The organism is Nitrospirota bacterium, from assembly GCA_016207905.1.
GTDB lineage: Bacteria > Nitrospirota > Thermodesulfovibrionia > Thermodesulfovibrionales > JdFR-86 > JACQZC01.
The window spans coordinates 1-15,550 of the sequence record JACQZC010000081.1 but is presented as its reverse complement, the minus strand read 5'-3'; the positions used below and the strand labels follow the sequence as shown (position 1 = coordinate 15,550).

Annotated in this window: 18 protein-coding genes; 14 read left to right on the top strand and 4 right to left on the bottom strand. The window is 43.2% G+C overall.

The window, feature by feature from the left end; translation table 11 throughout:
* Positions 1–454: caspase family protein (locus tag HY805_09720; GenBank protein ID MBI4824487.1), on the top strand; the 454-nt coding region annotated here is incomplete at its 5' end.
* Positions 455–463: 9 nt separating this feature from the next.
* The gene (locus tag HY805_09715; protein ID MBI4824486.1) at positions 464–1,318 is read left to right on the top strand and encodes a DUF4384 domain-containing protein; all 855 of its coding nucleotides are present in this window, start codon (positions 464–466) and stop codon (positions 1,316–1,318) included.
* A 1-nt stretch (position 1,319) separates the two neighbouring features.
* Here HY805_09715 and HY805_09710 read toward each other — a convergent pair whose 3' ends face one another.
* The gene (locus HY805_09710; protein MBI4824485.1) at positions 1,320–2,963 is read right to left on the bottom strand and encodes an arginine--tRNA ligase; all 1,644 of its coding nucleotides are present in this window, start codon (positions 2,961–2,963) and stop codon (positions 1,320–1,322) included.
* A gap of 139 nt (positions 2,964–3,102) precedes the next feature.
* Here HY805_09710 and HY805_09705 point away from each other — a divergent pair, with 139 nt between their 5' ends.
* The 10 genes from HY805_09705 to HY805_09660 all read left to right on the top strand — a co-directional run bounded on the left by HY805_09705 (position 3,103) and on the right by HY805_09660 (position 10,868).
* Positions 3,103–3,300: a hypothetical protein gene (locus HY805_09705; protein ID MBI4824484.1), complete on the top strand. Its 198-nt coding sequence runs from the start codon at positions 3,103–3,105 to the stop codon at positions 3,298–3,300.
* A gap of 21 nt (positions 3,301–3,321) precedes the next feature.
* The gene (locus HY805_09700; GenBank protein ID MBI4824483.1) at positions 3,322–3,759 is read left to right on the top strand and encodes a DNA-binding protein; all 438 of its coding nucleotides are present in this window, start codon (positions 3,322–3,324) and stop codon (positions 3,757–3,759) included.
* A 33-nt stretch (positions 3,760–3,792) separates the two neighbouring features.
* Positions 3,793–4,305 (top strand): nitroreductase family protein, encoded by a 513-nt coding sequence (locus tag HY805_09695; GenBank protein ID MBI4824482.1) that lies wholly within the window; start codon positions 3,793–3,795, stop codon positions 4,303–4,305.
* A gap of 126 nt (positions 4,306–4,431) precedes the next feature.
* On the top strand, positions 4,432–4,986 hold the full coding sequence (locus tag HY805_09690) for an isoprenylcysteine carboxylmethyltransferase family protein (protein ID MBI4824481.1): 555 nt from the start codon (positions 4,432–4,434) through the stop codon (positions 4,984–4,986).
* Between the two features lie 113 nt (positions 4,987–5,099).
* Positions 5,100–5,321: a NifU family protein gene (locus HY805_09685; GenBank protein MBI4824480.1), complete on the top strand. Its 222-nt coding sequence runs from the start codon at positions 5,100–5,102 to the stop codon at positions 5,319–5,321.
* The gene (locus HY805_09680) at positions 5,318–6,442 is read left to right on the top strand and encodes an N-acetylmuramoyl-L-alanine amidase (GenBank protein MBI4824479.1); all 1,125 of its coding nucleotides are present in this window, start codon (positions 5,318–5,320) and stop codon (positions 6,440–6,442) included. Before HY805_09685 ends, HY805_09680 begins: the two co-directional genes overlap by 4 nt.
* On the top strand, positions 6,426–8,045 hold the full coding sequence (locus HY805_09675; protein ID MBI4824478.1) for a D-aminoacylase: 1,620 nt from the start codon (positions 6,426–6,428) through the stop codon (positions 8,043–8,045). The genes HY805_09680 and HY805_09675 overlap by 17 nt, the downstream gene beginning before the upstream one ends.
* Positions 8,035–8,718 carry a gamma-glutamyl-gamma-aminobutyrate hydrolase family protein gene (locus tag HY805_09670; protein ID MBI4824477.1) on the top strand — a complete coding sequence of 228 codons (684 nt, stop codon included), beginning with the start codon at positions 8,035–8,037 and terminating at the stop codon, positions 8,716–8,718. The genes HY805_09675 and HY805_09670 overlap by 11 nt, the downstream gene beginning before the upstream one ends.
* Positions 8,705–9,754, top strand: coding sequence for an AI-2E family transporter (locus HY805_09665; GenBank protein MBI4824476.1), 1,050 nt, complete (start codon positions 8,705–8,707; stop codon positions 9,752–9,754). Before HY805_09670 ends, HY805_09665 begins: the two co-directional genes overlap by 14 nt.
* On the top strand, positions 9,747–10,868 hold the full coding sequence (locus tag HY805_09660) for a hypothetical protein (protein ID MBI4824475.1): 1,122 nt from the start codon (positions 9,747–9,749) through the stop codon (positions 10,866–10,868). Before HY805_09665 ends, HY805_09660 begins: the two co-directional genes overlap by 8 nt.
* 156 nt (positions 10,869–11,024) lie before the next feature.
* Here the strand turns inward: HY805_09660 and HY805_09655 are convergent, their stop codons facing one another.
* Genes HY805_09655 through HY805_09645 form a run of 3 tightly spaced genes read right to left on the bottom strand, consistent with a single transcriptional unit; the run spans position 11,025 to position 13,242 of the window.
* Entirely contained in the window at positions 11,025–12,119 is a 1,095-nt protein-coding gene (locus HY805_09655) for a YeeE/YedE family protein (GenBank protein MBI4824474.1), read from the bottom strand.
* Positions 12,109–12,633 carry a universal stress protein gene (locus HY805_09650; GenBank protein ID MBI4824473.1) on the bottom strand — a complete coding sequence of 175 codons (525 nt, stop codon included), beginning with the start codon at positions 12,631–12,633 and terminating at the stop codon, positions 12,109–12,111. The genes HY805_09655 and HY805_09650 overlap by 11 nt, the downstream gene beginning before the upstream one ends.
* Positions 12,634–12,684: 51 nt before the next feature.
* A complete protein-coding gene (locus tag HY805_09645; GenBank protein ID MBI4824472.1) occupies positions 12,685–13,242 on the bottom strand; it encodes a universal stress protein in 558 nt (185 codons plus the stop codon).
* Between the two features lie 157 nt (positions 13,243–13,399).
* On the opposite strand from HY805_09645, the gene HY805_09640 reads away from it, so the two are divergent.
* Both HY805_09640 and HY805_09635 read left to right on the top strand, forming a co-directional pair.
* Positions 13,400–14,740: a sigma 54-interacting transcriptional regulator gene (locus tag HY805_09640; GenBank protein ID MBI4824471.1), complete on the top strand. Its 1,341-nt coding sequence runs from the start codon at positions 13,400–13,402 to the stop codon at positions 14,738–14,740.
* A 118-nt stretch (positions 14,741–14,858) separates the two neighbouring features.
* Positions 14,859–15,314: a hypothetical protein gene (locus tag HY805_09635; GenBank protein MBI4824470.1), complete on the top strand. Its 456-nt coding sequence runs from the start codon at positions 14,859–14,861 to the stop codon at positions 15,312–15,314.
* The last annotated feature ends 236 nt before the right edge of the window (positions 15,315–15,550 follow it).

Here is a 15,550-nt window from a genome sequence, read left to right as displayed (position 1 = left end):
TCTGCCTGTTGATGCAGACTCGGATAAGCTTAAAAGGACAGGGGTTGTATTTTCCGAGATAAAGACCACGATAGCCTCCTTAGCAGGAAAGACGATTATGTTTGTGGATACATGCTATTCGGGAAATGTGATGGGAACAAGGAGAGGGGTTGCAGACATAGATGCAGTTGTAAACGAGCTATCCTCTGCTGAAAACGGTGCAATCGTGTTTGCGGCATCCACTGGAAAACAGTATTCCTTAGAGGATGCCTCATGGGGAAACGGTGCATTCACAAAGGCACTTGTAGAGGGCTTAAGCGGCAAGGCTGATTATACAGGCAAGGGAAGGATAACATTGAATATGCTTGACCTTTATGTCTCAGAGAGGGTCAAAGAACTTACAAAGGGAAAACAGACTCCAACAACAACAAAGCCTGTGATTACCGTTGATTTCCCTATTGCTATAAGAAAGTAAGGAGGGTTTATGCTGAGAATGTTTCTTGTCTTATTGCCTTTATTCATGCTTAGGGCAGGAAGCCTCTATGCTGAAACATCCAGCATTACAGAGTCAGAAGGCTATGCCTGTATGGGCGAGGATAAATCGAGAAAGCAGACAGAGCAAGTTGCAATGGATGATGCCAAGAGAAAGGCAGCAGAGCAGGTGATGACCTATATAAAAACCGAGACGCATGTAAAGGACTTTGAGCTCGAAAAAGACCTCCTCAGTGCTTATACAAATGCGCAGGTCAGGGTCCAGCAAGAGCTTGATAAGGGCTGGTATAAGGATGCCATGCTTGGGGACTGTTATAAGGTTAGGATAAGGGCAGAGGTTATACCTGATGAAAAGGCAATGGAAAAGGTAAGCAGTGCCTCTGACATAATGGATAACCCGACTGCTCCTCTTAATGTCCAGCTCTGGACCGATAAGAAGGATTACAGGCAGGGTGAAAAGATAAAGGTATATATCAAAGGAAATAAGCCATTTTATGCAAGGCTCATATACAAGGATGCAAGCGGTAATACGCTTCAGCTTTTACCAAATCCCTATAGGCAGGACAATTACTTTAACGGAGGCGTCATGTACGAGGTTCCATCTGGAAATGACAGGTTTGAGCTTGAGGTAAGCCCTCCTTTTGGCGAGGAAAATATAATCGTATATGCAAGCCCTGCACCACTTGGAGACATAAGCCTCGAGGCTTTGGAAGGGCTTTATCTGGTAAAAACAAAAGACACTGATATAAGTGAAATGACAAGGGGAGTGAAGCTAAAGGCAAAAGGCAAGGAGACCCCTCAGGCAGATTTTTTTCAAGGCAGTGCAGTCCTGAAAACAGGCAAATAGGCTACATCCGCTCAGGTGCAGTAACGCCTAATATCTCAAGACCTTCCTTGAGCACTGTCCTTACTGCCTCAACAAGGGAAAGCCTTGCATAGCTCAATGCACCATCATCTCCTACAATCCTGTATTTATTGTAATACCGATGAAACATCGTTGAAAGCTCCTGAAGATAAAAGGTTATTCTATGCGGCTCACGGCTTAATACAGATGCCTCAAATATCATTGGATACATGAGGAGCTTTTTTATAATCTTTAGTTCCTCTTCGGAGGTAAGGAGTTCGAGGTCTGCCTGACCCTCGAGGGTAATGCCTTTTTCGGATGCATATGACAGCACACTGCCTATCCTTGCATTTGCATACTGAACATAATACACAGGGTTTTCCGATGAGACGGATTTTGCCACCTCTAAGTCGAACTCCAGATGGCTGTCATGCCTTCTTGTGAGGAATATGAATTTTGTAGTATCTGCACCAACCTCTTTAATGACCTCCTTTAGTGTTACGAACTCTCCGAGTCTCTTTGACATTGGCACAATCTTACCTCCACGCATCAGCGTGACCAACTGAACCAAAAGCACCACGAGCTTTTTTCTTTCGTAGCCTAATGCATCCATGACAGCCTCGATTCTCGGTATATAGCCATGATGGTCTGCGCCCCATATGTTTATGAGCTCATTAAAGCCTGCATTTATCTTTTTCATGTGATATGCAATGTCAGAGGCAAAGTATGTGTGCTCACCATCCTGTTTTATTATCACTCGGTCTTTATCGTCTCCAAACCGGGTTGCCCTGAACCAGAGCGCACCGTCTTTTTCATAGAGATTGCCTTTGTCTTTGAGATAGTCGATTGACCTAAAGACATCGCCTATCTCATAAAGCTCTTTTTCCGACTGATAGCTGTCAAATTTAATTCCAAAGGACTCAAGGTCATCCTTTATGCCAGAAAGCATCATTCTCAGAGAAAAGTCGGTAAAAAACTTTTCTACCTCTTTAAATGAGGCATCTTTATACCTTTCCCCTACAGCCTCTCTTATTGCCTCTGCGGCTGTAATGACATAATCTCCCCAGTAGCCATCTTCTGGAAAAGGGTAAGCTATACCTAAGAGTTCTTTGTATCGTGCAAAGACGGATTGGCCTAAGAGCTTACATTGTTTTCCTTTGTCGTTTATATAGTATTCTCTGTGAACGCTATAGCCAGCCGCATTAAGGAGATTAGATAATGCCGCACCAACAGCCGCACCCCTTCCATGTCCAAGATGAAGGGGACCTGTTGGGTTTGCGCTTACAAACTCTATCTGAACCTTTATCCCTTTACCTATGTCTTGCCTGAGAAATTTCTTTTTCTCTCTCAAAAGGCTTTTTAGAGAGAAATAAAGGAATTCCCTCGAGAATGTGAAGTTTATGAAACCTGCACCTGCTATCTCTATGCGCTCGAATGTCCTCTGTTTAGGGATGCAACTTATTATCTCCCTTGCTATATCCATGGGCTTTTTTCTCAGGGTCTTAGCAAGGCTCATTGCAACTGGTGTTGCAAGGTCTCCGTGGGCTTCTACCTTTGGAGACTCTATCTCTACAGAAAGCTCATGGGGTAGTGTCCAGCTTAGAGAGGTTAATGCCTGCCTGATTGCACTTTCTACGGTCTTTTTCATAAGAATAGAGTTTAAAACTACTGTGTTTTTAATGTCAATTCACCGTAATTTTTAGGGGAGGGGGATTTTTGGATGTCCACCTCCAACCCCCTTATAATTCCTTATTTTCTTATCGTATAATATATTAATGAGAAGGACAATGCCGAACTCAAAGAAGTTCTCCGAGTCAACAGGCAAGCTTCACATGCCATGCCCGCACAAAGAAAAAAGCGGTGTCCATGTCCATGTCGTCATAAAGGGAGGATACTGTTATAGGTCAAAGGACTGTCTGGTCTTTGAGTGCAAGTTCAATAAACTGCATGGAGACATCGAGAGCGTTTTGTCGGTTGTGTGGTAAAACAGGCAGTTAGGAGGCTTTATGAAATATCAGATTGGCAGTCAAGGCAGGATTATAGTTATCAGATTCGATGATAGAGACGATCTGATTGAAGGTCTTGAGTCTATTGCGAAAAAAGAAGACATAAGGGCAGGGCTCGTTTATGTAATAGGCGGGATGCGTAAGGCAAAGATAGTTGTTGGTCCAGAAAAAGATGACCTTCCACCTGAGCCTATGTGGAGAGCCCTTGATGAGCCAAATGAGATTCTGGCAGTTGGCACTGTGTTTTATGATGCAGATGCCCCCAAGGTTCATATACATGGTGCATTTGCAAGAGGGGACACTGTGAGGGTGGGCTGTCTCAGGGAGCTAAGTGAGACATTCCTTGTGATTGAGGCAGTTATCATGGAGATAAAGGGTGTTTCTGCAAGGCGTGAGTTTGACCCAGCCTCTGGATTGAAACTGCTTAAATTAGCGTAAGGGGGACTGAGAAATGTAAGGGAGGGTTTTTTTATGGATGTAGCAGATGCAATAAGGGGAAGAAGAAGTATAAGGGACTTCCTGAAAAAAGATATACCCGAGACACTGATAGATAAGCTCATAGAGGCACTTATATGGGCACCTTCCGCAGGAAATCTCCAGTCAAGAAAATTCTATTTCATAAAAGACAAAAGACTTAAAAAGGACATTGCATCTGCGGCATTAAGCCAAAACTTCATAGCAGAGGCCCCTCTTGTGGTCATAGGCTGTGCAGACAGCAGAATCTCAAGTAGATACGGAGAAAGAGGGGTAGAGCTTTACTCAATTCAGGATGTCTCTTTAAGCCTGATGTCTTTGATGCTTACTGCTTACGAAAACGGTCTTGGTAGTGTCTGGGTCGGTTCATTTCAGGAAAAAGAAGTCTCTAAGGTTCTCTCTCTGCCTTCATATCTTAGAGCAGTTGCAATTGTGCCTGTTGGCTATCCATCAAAAATCCCCTCCCCACCTCCGAGGGTGTCAAAGGAGGAGGCAGTTGAGTTTAGATAAAAATGTTACAATTATTTAATATCTTGAATATTGTCAGTGGGGAGGAAAACAATGGATAAAGGAAATTATTTTTTTATCAAAAACCTTATCAGCAGGAGAATCTATTTAACCCAACTGTTTGCAGGAATGCTCTTCATATTTTATGTTTTGGGCGATGACGCATGGGCTGAGAGAAATATCTTATTTGAAGAGTCTCTTTATCTATTAGGAGCCTTGTTGGTCGGTGTAGGGGTAATTGGCAGAGCATGGTGCTTCTCATATATATCGGGAAATAAAAATATAAAGCTAATAACGAGCGGCCCTTATTCTATGTGTAGAAATCCACTTTATCTTTTTGGTCTTATTGCCTCCTTGGGTGCGGGCTTCTGCACAGAGACGATTACAATACCACTGACTATTTTACTGGCGTTTTCTATCTACTATCCTTTCCAGATAAGAAGGGAAGAGAAAGAGCTTCTGAGAAGGCATGGCGAAGACTATGAAGGATATTGCAGGCAGGTTCCAAGTCTGCTCCCTTCATTTTCCTCCTTCAAGGAAGAAGAGGTAGCAATGGTTGCTCCTCGGGCATTTAGAAGAGGTATTATGGACCTTGTATTTTACATCACCATGATTGGAGTCCTTGATTATGTGGAAACATTGCATAAGATCAACTGGCTGATTACATATTACAAGATTTATTAGAGCGGTAATATATCTCACTTCAGTACCTGCTGTGGTTTGACCGACGATAAAAAACCCCTTGCATTTCAGAAAAAAATCATTTATCATTTAAGAGAAAATGCTTAGGAGGCAATATGTTAAGAGAGAAAGTTGAAGAAGTCCTTAACAAAATAAGGGTTGGTTTAAGGGCAGAAGGCGGTGACATAGAGCTTGTTGACATAAAGGATGGAATTGTTTATGTAAGGCTTACTGGAGCCTGTGGCACATGTCCGATGTCAACCCTAACTCTTAGGAACTGGGTAGAGGCTAATCTGAAAAAGGAGATTCCTGAGATAACTGCGGTTCAAGCCGTATGAGAGGGGCATCCTTACTCATAGGGATTTTGATTTTTGCATTCCCATTTACACTTCAAGCAGAGGATAAGGTAGAGCTAAAGAATGTCTCCTTTCAAACAATAGAGAAAGAACATACAAGGGTTATTGTCGAGCTTTCAGGCAAAATAGGATTTACCAAAGGAAGGCTTTCGAATCCAGAGAGACTTTATATTGACCTTCAAGACTGCACAGTTGCAAAAACTATTTCAAAGACCCTCAGGGTTGATGACAGGCTTTTAGATTCAGTAAGGGTAGGGCAGTTCAATCAGGATGTTTCGAGGGTTGTCATCGAGTTCGACGGCAAAGACAGTGTCTCTAGATTAGAAATCTCAGAGGAATCCTCTCCTGATAGGCTCATTATAGATGTATTCGGAAAAAACTATAGACAGGCAGGTACCCTTACAATCGTAATAGATGCAGGTCATGGAGGACATGACCCCGGAGCAGTAGGCAGGGCGATGCTTAAGGAAAAAGATGTAACCCTTTCCATTGCCCTGATGTTAAAGAGACTACTCGAGGAAGACACGAGGTATAAGGTTATTCTCACGAGGGACAAAGATGTGTTCTTAGAGCTCAATCAGAGGACAGAAATAGCCAACAAGGAAAACGCAGACCTCTTTATCTCAATCCATGCCAATGCCAACCCAAACAGAAAGGCAAAAGGCATAGAGACATATCTTCTTAACTGGACAGACGATGAAGAGGCAATAAAGGTAGCTGCAAGGGAAAACTCTATATCCATTAGAAAGATGAAGAAGGCACGGACAGAGGTTGGCTTAATCCTTGCCTCCTTAGAGCTTCAAAGCAAACGGGATGAATCCCTCAAGTTAGCCCACTTTGTTCAAAACTCCCTTGTTACAGGACTCGGAAAAAGGTATCTGGAGGTGGAAGACCTCGGTGTAAAGCAGGCACTTTTTTATGTCCTTGTGGGTGCAAAGATGCCCTCTGTTTTGGTAGAGGTTTCTTTTATAAGTAACCCAAAGGAAGAGAGGCTACTTAAAAAGAATAGTTATCGGGAAGACCTTGCTAATGGTATAGTCATGGGCATTGAAAAATATATTTCCTCTTTAGTGCCGGTTCAGGAGTTTGCTAAAAATCAGTAATACCGAGAAAACTCAGTTAGACCTGCTGATAAAAGCAGGACAGGTTTACGACGGCAGAGGCTCAGAGCCTTTTATTGCAGACATTGGGATTAAAAACAGCCTTATCGTCTTTGTGAGCAAAAAAACAAAAGAGTCTTTTCGCTCAAAAAAGGTTATATCTGCCAAAGGCTTTTCGGTTTCACCTGGCTTCATAGACACGCATAGCCATTCTGAGTTCACTTTGCTTTCAGACCCTCGCGCAGAGGGCAAGCTCTATCAGGGCATAACAACTGAGATAAATGGAAACTGTGGGCTATCAGCAGGACCTCTTCTTGGAGATGCTTTCAAGCAGAGACAGTCCGAGCTTAAGGAATTAGGCATCAAGGAAAGATGGGCAGACCTCGAACAATATCTATCTATGCTTGAGAAAACAGGACTTGCAATTAATTTTGTAACACTCGTTGGACATGGAAATCTCAGAGCATCTGTTATGGGATACGAAGACAGAAAACCAAAGCCAAAAGAGATGAGGGCAATGAAAAAGCTCCTTGAAGGCTCCCTGAAGGCAGGTGCAATTGGTCTTTCAACGGGTCTTATATATCCGCCGGGTGTTTATTCGGATACAGATGAGATTGCAGAGCTTGTTCGTTCGGGAAAAACATATCACCCTTTTATCTATACCTCTCATATGAGAAGCGAGGGCAATAGGCTCATAGAAGCAATACAGGAGGTCATAGACATAGGGGAAAACCGCACAAAGGTGCATATATCCCATATAAAGACAGCAGGAAAGAAAAACTGGCATAAGTCTGCCTTAGCCATAAGCCTGTTAGATAAGGCAAGGGCAAAAGGCATAAGCCTTACATGCGACAGATACCCTTACATTGCAGGAGAAACAGACCTCGATTCAATCCTTCCTTCATGGGCACTTGAGGGAGGAAACGGAAAGGTCTTAAAAAGGCTAAAAAACCCTGAAATTAAAAGAAAAATAAGAAATGAGATTCTTTCCGAGCACCCTGATACCCAATACTATCAGGCAGTCAGGGTCTCAACAACTGCCTCGGAAAAAAATAAATGGATGGAAGGGAAAAGCCTTGCAGATATTGCAAAAAAGCTAAGGATGGAGGCAGTGGATTGTCTTTTTTATATACTTATAAATGAAAGGTTAAGGGCAGGAGGGATTTTCTATTCTATGTCCGAGGAGAACCTGAGAAGGTTTCTTAAACTGCCATTTTGCATGCTCGGCTCTGACAGTTCAGCCCGCTCAACCAATAGCACTACTCATAAGGGCAAGGTACATCCACGGGGCTTTGGCACATTCCCGAGGTTTTTAAGAAGATATGTGAATGAGTTAAGGCTTATGAGTATGCCAGAGGCAATACATAAGCTCACCATGCTACCTGCAAAGACATTCGGGCTTAAAAAAAGAGGACAGATTACGGAGGGCTTTAGAGCAGACATTGTGGTCTTCGATGAAAATAAGATTTCTGACAGGGCAACATTCGATGAGCCTTATAAAAAAGCAGAGGGCATATTGCATGTCATTGTAAATGGTGTGCCTGTCTTAGATGATAGGTTGATGACAGGCGAAATGCCAGGCAGGGTTTTAAGACATGGGGCTTAAAAAGAGACCTTCCCTGCTCAGTAAGTCTCCAATGATCGGCATAACAATGGATATCGAGGAGGGATATTTTAAGCTCAAGAGACATTATGTGGATGCGGTTTTAAAGGCAGGTGGGGTACCTGTTGTTATGCCACCTCTGTCTGAGCGAGCTATTGACCGAATAGATGGGTTTTTGCTTCCCGGAGGCGATGATTTGCATCCTTCCTATTACAACGAACCCAAGAGATTCGATATGAAGCTCCTCAGCAGGGAAAAAACCGACTTTGAAATTAATCTGATTCGTGAGATAATAAAGCTAAAGAAACCCCTGCTTGGGATATGCTATGGGATGCAGGTTATAAATGTTTCCCTTGGAGGAAGCCTTTATCAGGATATACAGTCTCAACTGCCTGATGCTATAAACCATAGGGAGGAACATGAGATTATCGTCAAAAGAGGTTGGCTCTTGAAGCCGGGCACATACACTGTAGGAAGCACCCATCATCAGGCAGTGAAGACCCTCGGAAAAGGGCTTGAGGTTTTGGCAAACTCAAAGGACGGGCTTATAGAAGCCTTTTATATGAAAGACTATCCGTTTCTGCTTGGTGTTCAATGGCACCCAGAGAGGTGTAGCAAGGCTATCTCTTCTGGGATATTCAGCTTATTTATAAAGGCCGCATATGCCTTTAAATAGATTTTACTTATTTACGCTTTTAATCCTCGTCTTAGTGCTGGGGTTCCTCAGCTTTCAGGTCCTTAAGCCCTTTCTCACTCCAATTGCATGGGCAATCGTGCTTTCGATAATCTTTTATCCTGTTTATGCATTCTCGAGGAGGTATATAAAGTGGAAATCCGTTGCATCCCTGATTACCCTGATTGTAATCATATCCGTTATCCTTGGGCCTTTTTCCTATCTTTCGTTTCTACTTGTCGGCGAGCTTAAAGAAGCCTCAGGCTATATAGACAGGGGAGAGCTGGAAAGCCTGAAGGAGGTACTGGAAGGCCCGAGGGTCTCGTGGGTTGTCGAAAGGGTTAAGTCAGTGCTTCAGCTTCAGGATGTAGATGTCAACAGTCTCCTTGTGGATAACATATCGAAGTTGGGGAAGGAGCTTATAGGGAGGGTTACAAAGGGGGTTAAGAATGTCCTTTCGGCAGTTTTAAATTTTATATTCATGTCTTTAACTATATTCTTTTTCCTAAGGGATGGACCTGACTTTATAAAAAGGATTAGAGACTACATACCCTTTACAGAAGAGCAAAAAGACCGTCTTGAAAGGCAGATAAAGGGGATTGTCGTATCTACAATCTTTGGAGGGGTTGTCGTTGCCATTGTTCAGGGACTTATGGGTGGAATTGCATTTTATTTCTTAGGCATACCCTCTCCTTCCATCTGGGGAACGGCAATAGCCATTATGTCCTTTGTGCCTGTCATGGGAACATTCTCTATATGGGGGCCAGCAGTTATCTATCTGTTCCTCGAGGGATACACTGTAAAGGGGTTTATCCTTCTTGCAATAGGCACATTCGGCATCAGCACAGTTGACAACATCCTCAAGCCTTTGATAATCGGTGGAAGGACAAAGATGCCGACACTGCTTATATTTTTCAGTGTTCTTGGCGGGATTAAACTCTTTGGCCTTATAGGGCTCATAATGGGTCCTATGGCACTTGTGCTTTTCATCTCTGTGTTTGAGATATTCAGAAACATAGAAGGAGGTTCAAATGCTTAGCAGGGAAGAACTAAAAGATATATCGAAGATTCATGGGAACGGCTCTTATTTTGTGTCTCTTTATCTAAATGTCGACCCAGTGACGAATCCCAGAGGCGAATACATGGTCAGGTTCAAGAATATGATGAAAGACACGATTGAGTCCATGGATAAGACAGTCCTCAGAAAGGTAAAGGCAGACCTCGATGCAATAGATGCATATATCTTTGGAAATAGAAGGGATTTCAAAAAAGGGCTTTCGATTCTAAGCTCTGCTGAGAATTCCTTCTGGAGGAGGTACGATGTCTCGGTGCCGCTCAAAAGTGAGCTTATAGTGGATAAACTGCCATATATAAAACCACTTCTCGATATAGTTGACAACTACCAAAGATATGCTGTTTTGCTTGTGGATAAGGAGTCGGCAAGAATATTCGTCATGCATCTTGGAGAGATAATAGAGTTTGGAGAGGTTCATACTGCCGATGTGCCGGGGAAGCACAAAAAAGGCGGCTGGTTTGCCCTTTCTCAGAACCACTACGAAAGGCACATAGCATATCATGTGGGAATGCATCTTAAAGATGTGATAAAGAGATTGGACTCCTTCATAAAAAGACAATACATAGGCAGGGTCATCATAGCCGGAGGAGAGGAAGCTGTCTCGATGACAAAGGCACTTCTTCCAAAAACAGTTACAGATAGGATTATCGGGTCTTTTCAGGCAGGGATGTTTGAAGGCAATACGGATATTCTTAAAAAGGTAGAGCCAGTTCAGGAGGCATTTGAAAGGCAGAAGGAAACAGACACTGTCAATGAACTTATCCAAAGGGCAAGAAAAAACGAAAAGGCAGTGCTTGGAATAGACGATGTTCTGAATGCTGTTCAGGAAGGCAGGGTGATGAAACTCGTCTTTTTGAGAGACTTCAAATATCAGGGATATTCGTGTGTAAGCTGTAGGGCATTGTCTGCACAAGGGCTTAGGTCCTGCCCTTACTGTAAAGGCAAGATGGAGGATGTAGGCTACCTCGTTGACCTCATAGCCCAGAAGGCAGTTGAGCAGGGAAGTATTATAGAGGTAGTCACAGCAAGTGCCGAGCTTAAAGAGGCAGGCAGTATTGGAGCGTTTCTAAGGTTTTAGGTGTCTGAATAAAGAGCCTTACTTTCAAAAAAGAGGTGGGGTCGCCTGTGCCGGGCGACCCCCTTTTAGAAAGTGGAAACAATCCCCGTTGCCGAGGATTCCTTATTTTCTACTTTTCTATTTAATCTTACAGTTTCCCTGTAAGGTTTGCTATAGCTACCTCATAGGTCTAATGAACTTGAAGTAGACCATTGTCCAGTTGCCGGCGATTATAGAGGCTGTTGCAACTATACTTGCCACTGACATGGTTGAAACACCTGTAATTCCATGACCGAGGTTACATCCTCCTGCTGTGATTGCACCTATGCCCATGAGAATACTTCCAAAAAACACTGTAAGCAATTCCTGTGCCGGTGGTATTTTCCACTTAAACTCTTTCAGCCTTATTGCACTGAGAAATGCACCAATAGGGACAGCAAAAATAAAGAATACACCCCATGTGCCTTTGAAGATTCCGAGGAAACTGAACTCAGGAAATGGAGAATGAGAGCTCTTGTAAAGCACAGCATTAAAGAGCTCCCTTATAGGTGTCGTGATTGCAAGACCTCTCGGTATACCCCCGAAGTATGAGGAGACCCACCATCCAGCTATCGTAAGGACACCTACAAGGATGCCTGTCAGTGCCCATGTATAGCCCTTAAAGCCACTATTGTGCAAAGTTGGCTTGCCCTTAAAGACAAAAGCCATTATAGCGATGGAAAACACCGCTATTGTAGCCCATTTTGCAACTGCTCCATCACCAAAGATATTCCATAGAGCAGGATTTGTTTTGTCGAAGATCTCAACTTTTACGCTTTTCAGGTATCTATGAACAGGGCTTAGCAATCCCTCAGAAGCCATAACAATACCGAAGAAAAATCCGATAATCGCAACCAGTGCAGAGACCTGTCCTTCTCCGAGCCTGTAGGTAATTCCACTTGCGCAGCCGCCTGCAAGCACAATGCCCATGCCAAATATGAAACCGCCTATGATATTTGCAAGCGGAACAAAATTCTGCCTGAGAAGTCCAGTCTTAATGACCTCTCCTGTTCCCTGACTGACAGTCATCATGAGGCCCATATCTTCCATGAGGTTTGCACCTATTATGGCGACTACCACACTTAGAAGATATGCCCTGAAGAGCGTAAACTCCTTAATGAATATGATGTCCCTGAATGCTGTATTCAGGCAGAACCTTCCCTTCTGAAGTACATATCCTAAAGCAAGCCCCAACCCTACTGCTGTCAGGACGGAGAGGACATTACCTTGCATTATATGCCTCCCTTAAGCCCAAAGCCTTCTCACCCTTAGAGCAGCCTCCTGTTTTTGCTTTTGCTACCAGCACAGGCACACCTGAACTCTTTTCAACATCCCTTGTAACACAGCCCGAGACGAGCTTATGTAGCTTGCTTTTTCCATTACAGCCTACTATTATGAGGTCAGCATTCTCCTCAGAGGCGACCTTGACGATTTCATCAACAGGATGTCCCCACCTTATAACAGTCTTTATCGGCACCAACCCGCCATCTTCAAGCTCCTTCTTATAGAAGCTCAAAATCTCATAAGCCTGCTCGTCAAGCCTTGCCTGATGTTCGCTCCCCTCAAGGGACTCCTTAAGGGTTGACATCTCAGCCTCACCGAGCATCTCATACATTAGGGATTTTCCTCCGGGCCTTTGCACATGCAAAAGCACTACGCTCTCAGGCCTCCTTACGAGGTTGTTGTAAACCGAAAGTATCGCCTTTGAACCCATTGTGTCATCAACTGCAATCAATACCTTTTTCATCTTATCCTCCTTTTTATTTCAGGCCAATGGCCGTTTTTCTCATTAAAGCCCTTAGAGTAGGAACCCTAAGAGTAAAAGGACAAGGGCAACTACCCCAAAGACCGAGACCGCAGCATATGCATCAGCCCAACTATAGGGCTCAACACACATCAGGCTTTGCCTTGCTATTAAAACAGGCACCTTTGCCCTTTTTTCTACTTCCCTCGCAACACTTCCAGTGATTAGTCTGTCAAAGCCCTTTCTTCCACTACCCAAGATTACAAGCTCTGCCCTTTCCTCATGAGCAGTATTAAGGATTTCATCTACTGGGTTTCCTTCCTTTATCAGAGTCCTTATTAAGACTCCATCTTCTTTTAGCTCTTTTTCATAGTAGGTAATTATCCTTTTTGCGAGCATGTCAATCTTGTCCTTATGCTCTGTGCCTTTCAGGGACTCCTTAAGGGTTGACATCTCAGCCTCACTGAGCATTGCAGTCATAAGAGACCTTCCCTCAAGCCTCTGAACATGTAGAAGCACAATCTCTTCAGGTCTCTTAACAAGGTTATGGTATGTAGTAAGGACCGCCCTTGAGCCCTTTGTGTCATCTACTGCTATCAGTGCCTTTTTCATCTTATCCTCCTTTCTAAATCTTTAGAAAGCAAACCCTGTGCCAGGTAAGGGAAAAAGGAAAATCCTTAAAATTCAACATATTAGATTGTCTACTAATTTTAGCTTGACTGTTAACTGTTAAATATGTTAATGTTTTTTAGTTAACAGTTAACAGCGTATGATACTTGAAAGATTATTAAAAGACCCGAATTTTCTCATAAATATATTTGAGACCATGAGGGATGGACTCATCGTTGTGAGCGAGGAAGGTGAAATCCTTTTCATGAATCGTGCAGCCGAAGAGACGACAGGGTTTAAGAGGGAAGAGGCAGTAGGCAAATCCTGCACAATCCTTGATAGCGACACATGTGTTGTGCTAACAAAGTCGGGTGTTCAGAGGAGATGCAATCTATTTAAAGAGGGCTCAATCTGTAACAAACGCTGTAGAATCAGGACAAAGGATGGAAGGGCGGTTTATCTCCTTAAGAATGCAGTAGTGTTAAGACACGAGGGCGAGATAATAGGAGCTGTTGAGACAATGACAGATATAACAGCCCTTTATCTTAAGGAACTTGAGCTTGAGGAGCTTAAGCATGAACTCAGGCAGGAGTCCTGGTTCATGGGGCTTCTGGGTAGAAGTATTGCAATGCAGAGGCTTTATGAGGAGATAAGAAACTCTGCAGAAAGCGAAGCACCTGTGCTTATATGCGGTGAAAGTGGCACAGGAAAAAACCTCGTTGCAAAGGCGATACATGCACTGAGCAGGCGGAAAGAAGGTCCTTTTCTACAGCTTAACTGTGCCTCTTTGAATGAGCACCTCCTTGAAAGCGAGCTATTTGGCCATAAGAAGGGCTCTTTTACAGGAGCCCTCATAGATAGAATTGGAAGGTTTGAGGCAGCAGACAAAGGAATAATATTCCTTGATGAGATAGGGGATATGCCACCCTTCATGCAGGCAAAGCTCCTTAATGTCCTTGAGGAAAAAGTGGTTGAGCGTGTAGGAGACAATGAGTCAATACCTGTTGATGTAAGGCTCGTCTCTGCAACGAACAAGGACCTCCCTGGGTTAGTCGCCACAGAGAGGTTCAGAGAAGACCTCCTTTACAGGATAAATGCCATAACAATAAACACCCCTCCGCTCAGAGAAAAAAAAGAAGACATTCCCACACTCGTAGCCCACTACCTTAAGAAGATTTCATTCGTAAACGGAAAAGATATAAAAAGAATAAGCCCGAGGGCAATGGAGCTTATGGAAAACTATAGCTGGCCAGGAAATGTAAGACAGCTTATAAACGCCCTTGAACACTCAGCCATAACCTGTAAATCAGACACCTTAGAGATAATAAACCTCCCGGATTATATCTTCAAGGAGACCACTGCCTCCAGAGACTCCACCGAGCAGGAAAACATCCGCACAGTTTTATCCACTTATAAAGGTAACAGAACCTTAGCAGCAAGACACCTCGGTATAAGCAGGGTTACCCTTTGGAAAAAGCTCAAAGAGTTAGGGGTACAATAGAAGTTATACCTATTAAGCACAAACTCATATCTCCTCATCGTAATTTGTAATGAGGATGCTATAGCCTTCTTCTGCAAATCTATTTAAAACATTAATTAGTCCATATATTATAGATGGTGTGGAGACAGTTGTTTCAGGAGCCTCAGCAGGCATTATTATCAAGGATGAGGGAGTGTATGAGATAACCTATTTCTCGGTTGATAATAAAGGAAACATGGAGACCCCAAAAAGCATTACTGTAAGGATAGATAATACTCCACCTGTTATAAACTTAACAGCAGACCCTTCAATCTTATGGCCTCCAAATCATAAGCTTGTGGATGTAACAATAGGCGGTGGTGCAGAAGATAGTCTATCAGGGGTAGCTTCTGTAGTCTTTACTGTAACTGATGAATATGGGAGTATTGAACCTGAGGTCAGCGGATTTAATACAACGATTCCCTTAGAGGCATGGAGAAATGGGAATGATAAAGATGGTCGTAGATATACGATTACAATAATCACAACTGATAATGCAGGGAATAACACAACAGCATTTGCTGTGGTAAGAGTGCCTCACGACCAGAGGAAATAGGAAAAGTAAACTCAAAGAGGGTGGCAGAGTAATCTGCTACCCTCTTTACTAATGAAACCTGTAATATTATGTCCTATACCCTCAGGATTAAAGTCAGCTATGAAAAAGAAAAAGCAACCTCCTAATCATTCTAAGAGCCCTTTCGGCTAGACAGAAAACAGGGCAGCCACTTCATACCTGATAAGCATCGAGATTATATCGCCCACCCCAGGCAATGTCTTAAGCAGGTCGCATAT